The organism is Paraburkholderia aspalathi (genome assembly GCF_900116445.1).
GTDB lineage: Bacteria > Pseudomonadota > Gammaproteobacteria > Burkholderiales > Burkholderiaceae > Paraburkholderia > Paraburkholderia aspalathi.
Genome location: NZ_FPBH01000045.1, coordinates 54,751 through 62,552, shown reverse-complemented (window position 1 = coordinate 62,552; position 7,802 = coordinate 54,751). Strand labels below are relative to the sequence as shown.

The window sequence follows — 7,802 nt, the reverse complement described above, 5'->3', positions numbered from 1 at the left end:
TCCGCACCTTCGACAAATCGCCCCATCTGCGCCTCTTGTTTCAGCGGGTTGATTTAGTCTAGGTGATCACGCGCGTTTTTACACGGCCTCGGCCATTTCCTGCCACACCTCGAACTCTTTGCCTCCGATAAGGCTCCGCAGAGAGGCGAGTTTCGATACGAAGGCGTCCGGATCTTGCTCGAAATGGTGATAGTCCTCTCGCCACAATATGACTCGCTGGACCATCGGCGCATTCACGCAGACTGGCTTGCCCTTCGTATGCATCGTTTCGAGCAGCGCTTGCGGTAACTGCACGTTGCCAATCTTCTTGCTCTCTGCTTCCACCCACACCGTGCGGCCGGGTGAGAAAGTACTAAGCTTTTGTTGCAGCAGGCTATCAAAGTATTTCTGCGTCGGCTGCGGGGTACCAGGTATCGCACCAATAACCGAGCCCCGGTGAGACGCGAGCGCCTCCAGGTTCAAGACCTGCGCACCGACGGCTTCGAGTTGATCGAGCAATCGAGTCTTTCCACAACCAGTCGAGCCTGACAGGACCACATACGAGAACTCGCGCGGTAGCTTTGTCAGTTGCTCGTTGACCCACCGTCGATAGCCCTTCCAGCCACCAGGTAGACGGTCCACCTTATAGCCGATCGTATCGAGAGCATCAAACCAAAGTCGACTGCGCTTTCCGCCGCGAAAGCAATACACAAGCACCCTGCCATGACGTGGGCGGCCCGCAATTACGGTGTCAAGGTGACGCGAAATGTTTTTCAGCGAATAGGACACGCCGATCAGATATGCCCGCATTATGTCGGTCCGATGCAAGGTGCCGACCTCGGCGTATTCGTCATTGCTGACCACGGGGAGGTTGATTGCGCCAGGGATGTGATCCACGGCGTATTCGCGTTCGCTGCGCGCGTCGATGATGAGGTCGTAATCTTCGAATCGGTACATGCCCACCTGCCTTGTAATTTTTGGCGTACAACGAATTTTCTCTACGCCATCCAGACAACCGGTCGAGTGCAGGCATGGTACGAACCCCTTACCTCTCTGGCAAGCCCTACTGGGCACGTCTGTCACCGCTGCTGACTCACGCGGAAGACCTGGCGAGCGCGTCCGGCATATCGGAGTTGCGGTTGCTTACAACGACGATTACGGATTTTTTCCCGCAAGCCGCATATGCAGCGGTGAATCGTGGCCGCGCGTCCTCTGGACCGCAGGCGAGTATGCAGTTTGCGCAACTCTGTCCGGCGAGTGCCGTATGCATGATGAAGACCTTGTAAAGTCTGTTGGCCATGCGGTTTGCGAGACGACCGGCCCCGAAAGAAACTCTCCGCAGTTCAAGGAGCGCACGCGCTGACCTACGGTTTGACATCGAGTGTAGAGGGGGCAACAGCGATCGCACATCGACCTGCTGGCCGTGGAGTAGAAGCAGCTGGGAGTGGAGCACTGTGTTTTTGAGCACGAGCTTCACGCGCGTCGCCGATGTTGGGGCACTGATTTCGTCCCTGCATAGGTTGCCGCGGACCGACGCCAGCGAGGTACTAGCCGTGGCTATCGACCCACGCACGTGCCCAACCAAGTCCGGCGAACTGAGCCTCTTCTTCCGTATCAAAAACACCGAGTACCCCCGAGGCTTCAACTATCTTTGTGTCGCGGGTGATGGTTCCGCTGCCTGCGTATTGCTCAGGTGAAAGGACGTCCTCTTGCTGAAGTATGGCGTGACCGAAGATGCGGTATCCGTTGTAGCTTCCCGATTCCATCAGCGCACAACCTCAACATACGAGTCGTGAGCGTCAACACGCAGTACATTTCCCTCGGGCGTGATCAGACGGGGGATTTCCGAGACGTCAGGCGCAACCCGTCGCGTACCTGCACCGGCAGCTCCCTGCTTCACGGCGAGCCTGGCGGCGGTGGTCGGCGTGCGATGCGCCCGTGCTTTTAACAAATGGGGCACACGCCGCTTGTGCGTAAGCGAATTCGTCGCGCCCGCTCCCTGAAGCAATCCACCTCGAGTTTCGGGCGGATTCCAGATTTCTATGTAGCGCTCACCTGCAAACACGGGCGAAGTACGCGCCAGTAAAAGCAACCCGCATCCAACCAGTTTCACTATCGTTTCTCCTTGGCGATGCGATTCAATCTGTCGCTGCAGGATACCTCCCTTCCGACGCACGACCCGTCGCAGCCGTCACAGTAGTGGCGGTCGCGCACGGCACCGTCAACAAGCCAGACATCCGTTTCCACCGGACTAGCGGTACCCACCGAGCGGCCATTTTCGCACGCAAAGAACGTCGGCTCCCCGGCTCGTCCGCGACGAATGGCTTCATCGATTTCATGCTCGCCAAACGCAGATTTCATGTCGGCGACAAACGCCGCAATTTCTGGCATCGGATGGCTGACCGGTTTGCGAACGCGCATATCCATGGAGCTTCTCCCCAAAAAAGTACCTGTTCGCCGCTACGAATTTCGGTGTAGGATACTGTACATCCATACAGGTATTTGCGCAATTCAATGACTGTCCCGTCCCCCACTCCGGAAGCAATTCACCCGTCCTTGTGGCGGGCGGCGCAGCTTACGCGCGGTCGTGGCAGGACGGTCGATACCGGCTACGCGGCGCTTTCAGCAGAGCTGCCCGGCGGCGGATGGCCGATCGGCGCGCTCATCGACCTGCTGGTCCAGCAGGCCGGCGTGGGAGAGATGCGGTTGCTTCGCCCTGCGCTCAGCACACTGGGCAAACGGCCAGTTGCGATGGTTCAGCCGCCGCATGTTCCGAACGGCCTCGGTCTCGAGTACATCGGTCTTTCTCCGGAACAGCTGCTGCAGATTCGCGCCGCAAAGACGGCCGACGCATTGTGGTCCGCCGAGCAGATTCTGCGTGCCGGAAGTTGCGGCGCGTTGCTGTTCTGGACGCAGTACGTCCAGACGGCCTCACTGCGGCGGCTACATTTGGCCGCGCAGTCTTCGGAGACGCTTTTTTTCATGGTTCGTCCCCTGGCGGCCGCGCAGGATGCGTCCCCTGCCGTTTTACGACTGGCGCTCAGGCCAGAACGCGACGGTCTGACCGTCGATATTGCGAAGCGACGAGGTCCAGCACGCGCGGAACCTCTGTCCATCCCACTTCAACCAACCCCTGTCCTGTTTTCGCACCATGCGCGTATTTCTCGCCGTCCACTTGCCCCGGTTGCAACTCGAGGTCTTCCGACCAAAGTGGCTGCCTGAGCCCGCACATGGCTGCGTGGTCCTGGACAGGGACAAGGTGCTCATCGCAGACGGGATAGCCAGGTCTGCGGGCGTGCGGGTTGGCATGAAACGCGGCGGTGTGCTAACGCTCACGCCGGAAGTGGAGATGTACGAACGCGAGCCGGGCCGTGAATATGGAGCGCAGCGGGAAGTGGCGATCGCGCTCATGAAATTCTCGCCAGATGTCGCCATGCTCGACGAGGCTGTCGTGGTGGTCGACATCGGTGCGAGCCTGCGTCTGTTCGGCGGTCTGCTTGCGGTGTGCCGTCAGGCAAAAGCGATACTCGAAGCAATCGGACTGACCGCACGGATAAGCGCTGCACCGACTGGTCAAGGTGCATGGTTGCTCGCGAAGCACCGGAACCGACGCGTACTCAAGGTCGACTCGCTTGAGCGGCAACTATCCGCATTGCCATTGCTGTCGGTGCCGGAGGTTCGACCGTTCGCTGACTGGTTCGCGGGACTGGGTTGCGAAACGATCGCCGATGTACGACGGTTGCCGCGTGCTGGTCTGCAGCGCCGTTGCGGCGAACACCTCCTTGATTCGCTGGACCGGTCCTTTGGCACGGCGCCCGAACTCTTTGACTGGCTGGAACTGCCCCCGACATTCTCCGCTCGCATTGAAATGCCCGACCGCATCGAGCATGCGGAAGCAGCGCTCTTTGGCGCGCATCGTCTCGTCGTCCAGCTATGTGGCTGGCTGTGCGCAAAACAGCTGGCCCTCACAGGCGCGACCCTCCTGCTGGAGCACGAGCGCGGACGGCAGGCAATTGAGCCGACCCCGATCGAGATTGCGCTTGGCGAGCCAACGTGGCGTGAGGACCATCTGATGCGCCTCCTCAAGGAGCGCCTTGGACGGATCGAGCTGACTGCACCGGTCATTGCGTTACGGCTCGATGCGTCCAATGTGCAATCTGCAGTGCCGGCGTCGGACACGCTATTTCCGGAACCCGGCGGCACAGCCGAAGACCACACCCGTCTTGTCGAATTGCTGGTTGCTCGACTCGGCGAAGAAAACGTACTCCGGCCAGCGCCAACCGCAGATTACCGACCTGAGGTTGCCAATCGATGGGTGCCTGTCGCAAGTGCGTCGAAAAGCACCGTGCTGCCTGAAGGACTGCCACGACCCACATGGCTTCTGGCAAAACCGGTGCGTCTGCTCATGCGCAAACACCGGCCGTTTTACGGTTCACCTCTGCGCATGGTGTCGCCAGGCGAACGCATCGAGGCCGGGTGGTTTGATGGCGAACTGGTGACGCGCGATTATTTCGTCGCCCAGGGCGAAGACCAGAGCTGCTTCTGGATATACCGCGAGCGAGTCAGTAGTCGCGACGCGGAAGAAGACCAGCGGTGGTTCCTGCATGGCCTGTTCGGATGACACGCCATGGACGCCACCTTTTCCACCCTGCCGGCGTATGCCGAGCTGTTCTGCTTTTCCAACTTCACTTTTCTGCACGGTGCCTCCCATGCGGAAGAACTGGCTGAGCGCGCGGAGCAACTGGGCTATTCAGCGCTGGCCGTCACCGACGAGTGCTCGCTGGCTGGCGTCGTGCGCGCACACGTTGCAGCGAAGCAGGCAAAGCTGCCGTTTATCGTGGGATCCTACTTCCGTCTGGTGAACGCTGACGGATCACCCGCGTTCGGGCTGATTCTCCTCGCCAGAAACCGCGAGGGATACGGCAACCTGTCCGAGCTGATTACGCTGGCCCGTACACGCGCTCCGAAGGGCGAATACCGCCTGACGCCGCAGGACCTGTCGCGGCCCGACAGGGAAAACCGGCACCTGCGCGGCCTACCCGACTGCCTGGCCATTCTCGTACCGGATTTTCCGGCGAAGGAAGACGTGCTAGCGGCACAGGTCGAATGGCTCGATGACACGTTCACGGGCCGCGTCTGGGTGGGTCTTGTGCTGCACCAGCGTGCGATGGATGACATCCATCGGGGTTCGGTTGAGTTTGTCGCGCGGAATCAGGACGTCCCGGTTGTCGCGCTGGGGAACGTCGTCATGCATGTGCGCTCGCGAAAGCCGCTGCAGGACACCATGACCGCGATCCGCGTTCGCAGGCCGGTGCATGAGTGCGGCTATGACCTGACACAGAACGCCGAGCAGCACCTGCGTTCCAGACTGCGGCTCGCTAACCTGTACCCCGACGACGCACTTGCCGCAACCGTCGATATTGCAAGCCGCTGCACTTTTTCGCTCGATGAACTGCGCTACGAGTATCCGGACGAACTTGTGCCAGCCGGATTCACCCCTGCCGCCTATCTGCGGCAGGAAACGTACATTGGCGCACAACGACGCTTTCCGTCAGGTATTCCGCACAAGGTGCAGGAACAGATCGAGCATGAGCTTGAACTGATAGCGGACCTCCAGTACGAACCTTACTTCCTCACGGTGTACGACATCGTGCGCTTTGCACGTAGCCAGAGCATCCTCTGCCAGGGGCGCGGCTCCGCGGCTAACTCTGCCGTCTGCTATTGCCTCGGCGTAACCGAGGTGGACCCGGCTCGCGGCAACATGCTTTTTGAGCGCTTCATCTCGAAGGAGCGTGGCGAGCCGCCGGATATCGATGTCGACTTTGAACATCAGCGCCGCGAAGAAGTCATCCAGTACATCTATCGCAAGTACGGCCGCGACCGCGCAGCAATTGCGGCGGCGGTCTCAACCTATCGACCGCGCGGTGCGCTGCGCGAAACGGGGAAGGCGCTTGGCGTTGATCCCCAGATCGTTGACGTCGTCGCAAAGTCGCATCACTGGTTTGATACGAGTCAGGATCTGCTTGCGCGATTCAGGGAATCCGGCCTCGATCCGGAAAAGCCGCTGATTCAGGCGTGGGCGAAGCTCGCATCGCAATTGCTTGGCTTCCCGCGCCATCTCTCCCAGCACTCGGGTGGTTTTGTCATCAGTCGCGGCAAGCTGACACGTCTGGTGCCTGTCGAGAATGCTGCAATGGAGGACAGGTCTGTCATCGAGTGGGACAAGGACGACCTCGAGGCGCTCGGCCTGCTGAAAATCGACGTCCTTGCACTCGGCATGCTCTCGGCCATCCGGCGCGCGCTTGATATTGTGTCGGAGCAGCGCGGCGAGCGTTTCGAAATGCAGGACATACCTGCGGAAGACCCGCAGACCTACGAGATGATTTCGGCTGCAGATACGGTCGGTGTTTTCCAGATCGAATCCCGGGCCCAGATGAGCATGCTGCCGCGGATGCAGCCCCGGACTTTCTATGACCTCGTGATCGAGGTGGCGATCGTCCGCCCAGGTCCGATTCAGGGCGGCGCCGTGCATCCCTACCTGCAGCGACGCCAGGGATTCGAGCCGGTCTCGTATCCGAGCGACGCGCTGAAAACTGCACTCGGTCGAACCCTCGGCGTTCCGATCTTTCAGGAGCAGGTCATGCAGGTGGCGATTCTGGCGGCCGGATTTACCGCCGGCGAAGCCGACCAGCTGCGTCGCGCGATGGCCGCCTGGAAACGTAAAGGCGGGCTGGAAAAATATTACGATCGAATCGTTCATGGCATGCAGGAGCGCGGCTATACCCTCGCCTTCGCCGAATCCATCTTCGAACAGATCAAGGGCTTTGGTGAATACGGCTTTCCGGAAAGTCATGCGGCCAGTTTTGCGTTGCTTGTGTACGCAAGCAGCTGGTTGAAGTGCCACGAGCCGGAGGCGTTTCTGGCGGCCATGCTGAATTCACAGCCGATGGGTTTCTACTCGCCGTCGCAGCTCGTGCAGGACGCACAACGCCACGGTGTCAAGGTTCTGCCCGTTGACGTGACAATCAGTAGCTGGGACTCGGCACTGGTAAGTCTGCCAGGCGCCGGAAGACCAGCCGTCCGGCTCGGTATGTCGCTACTGCGAGGCATGAAAGACGGCGCTGCGGAACGCATCGAAAACGCGCGCGCGGTTCGGCCCTTTGAAAGCGTCAACGACCTTGCCCGCCGCGCGCAACTGGATCGCAAGGATCTTCATGTGCTGGCCGATGCCAATGCGCTCGCCTCCCTCGCCGGCAATCGCCGTGAAGCGCTGTGGCAATCCGTTGCAGCGGTACCAGACAAGGACATGCTCGCGACAGCAGCCGTTCAGGACGAGACACCCGCTCTCGGTGCGCCAACCGAGGCAAACGACATCGTTGCTGATTACCGCTCAGTGGGTCTGACGCTAGGCCGGCACCCGCTTGAGCTGCTCAGGCCACAACTACTCGCGAACAGGCTGATGCCGGCGTCGACGCTTCGCACCTATCGCGATGGGCGACTCGCCCGTGGCTGTGGGCTCGTCACGGTGCGTCAGCGTCCGGGCACCGCCAAGGGTGTGATGTTCGTGACGCTCGAGGACGAGACCGGCAACGTGAACGTGATCGTGTGGCCAAGTCTCCTTGAAAAACAGCGACAGGAAGCGCTGGGGGCGTCACTGCTCGCCGTCTATGGGACGTGGCAATGCCAGGGGGAAGTACGACACCTGGTTGCACAGCGGCTGGTAGACATGTCACACCTGCTCGGCACGCTCGTCACGTCGACGCGAAACTTCCATTAGGAACCGGCGTACCATATTGACGCACCTTTGTTCAGGGAGAGCAACC

General features: G+C 60.4%; 7 protein-coding genes. 4 read left to right on the top strand and 3 right to left on the bottom strand.

Annotation, left to right across the window (positions count from 1 at the left end):
- Positions 1 to 78 precede the first annotated feature (78 nt).
- Positions 79 to 936, bottom strand: a complete 858-nt coding sequence (mnmH, locus tag BM438_RS40440; RefSeq protein WP_244179576.1) for a tRNA 2-selenouridine(34) synthase MnmH — start codon at positions 934 to 936, stop codon at positions 79 to 81.
- Between the two features lie 74 nt (positions 937 to 1,010).
- Between mnmH and BM438_RS45780 the strand changes: the two genes are divergently transcribed.
- On the top strand, positions 1,011 to 1,265 hold the full coding sequence (locus tag BM438_RS45780) for a hypothetical protein (protein WP_167378532.1): 255 nt from the start codon (positions 1,011 to 1,013) through the stop codon (positions 1,263 to 1,265).
- A 261-nt stretch (positions 1,266 to 1,526) separates the two neighbouring features.
- On the opposite strand, the gene BM438_RS40430 is transcribed toward BM438_RS45780, so the two are convergent.
- Positions 1,527 to 1,745, bottom strand: a complete 219-nt coding sequence (locus BM438_RS40430; protein WP_093646340.1) for a hypothetical protein — start codon at positions 1,743 to 1,745, stop codon at positions 1,527 to 1,529.
- A 346-nt stretch (positions 1,746 to 2,091) separates the two neighbouring features.
- Positions 2,092 to 2,406: a hypothetical protein gene (locus BM438_RS40420; protein WP_093646337.1), complete on the bottom strand. Its 315-nt coding sequence runs from the start codon at positions 2,404 to 2,406 to the stop codon at positions 2,092 to 2,094.
- Between the two features lie 87 nt (positions 2,407 to 2,493).
- Between BM438_RS40420 and imuA the strand changes: the two genes are divergently transcribed.
- From imuA to BM438_RS40405, 3 genes are read left to right on the top strand one after another with little or no spacing between them, the layout of a single operon-like run.
- Complete coding sequence (gene imuA / locus BM438_RS40415) at positions 2,494 to 3,201, top strand: translesion DNA synthesis-associated protein ImuA (protein ID WP_143131842.1); 708 nt, start codon at positions 2,494 to 2,496, stop codon at positions 3,199 to 3,201.
- Entirely contained in the window at positions 3,131 to 4,600 is a 1,470-nt protein-coding gene (locus BM438_RS40410) for a Y-family DNA polymerase (protein ID WP_208620757.1), read from the top strand. Before imuA ends, BM438_RS40410 begins: the two co-directional genes overlap by 71 nt.
- 6 nt (positions 4,601 to 4,606) lie before the next feature.
- Complete coding sequence (locus BM438_RS40405; RefSeq protein ID WP_093646332.1) at positions 4,607 to 7,756, top strand: error-prone DNA polymerase; 3,150 nt, start codon at positions 4,607 to 4,609, stop codon at positions 7,754 to 7,756.
- Positions 7,757 to 7,802 lie beyond the last annotated feature (46 nt).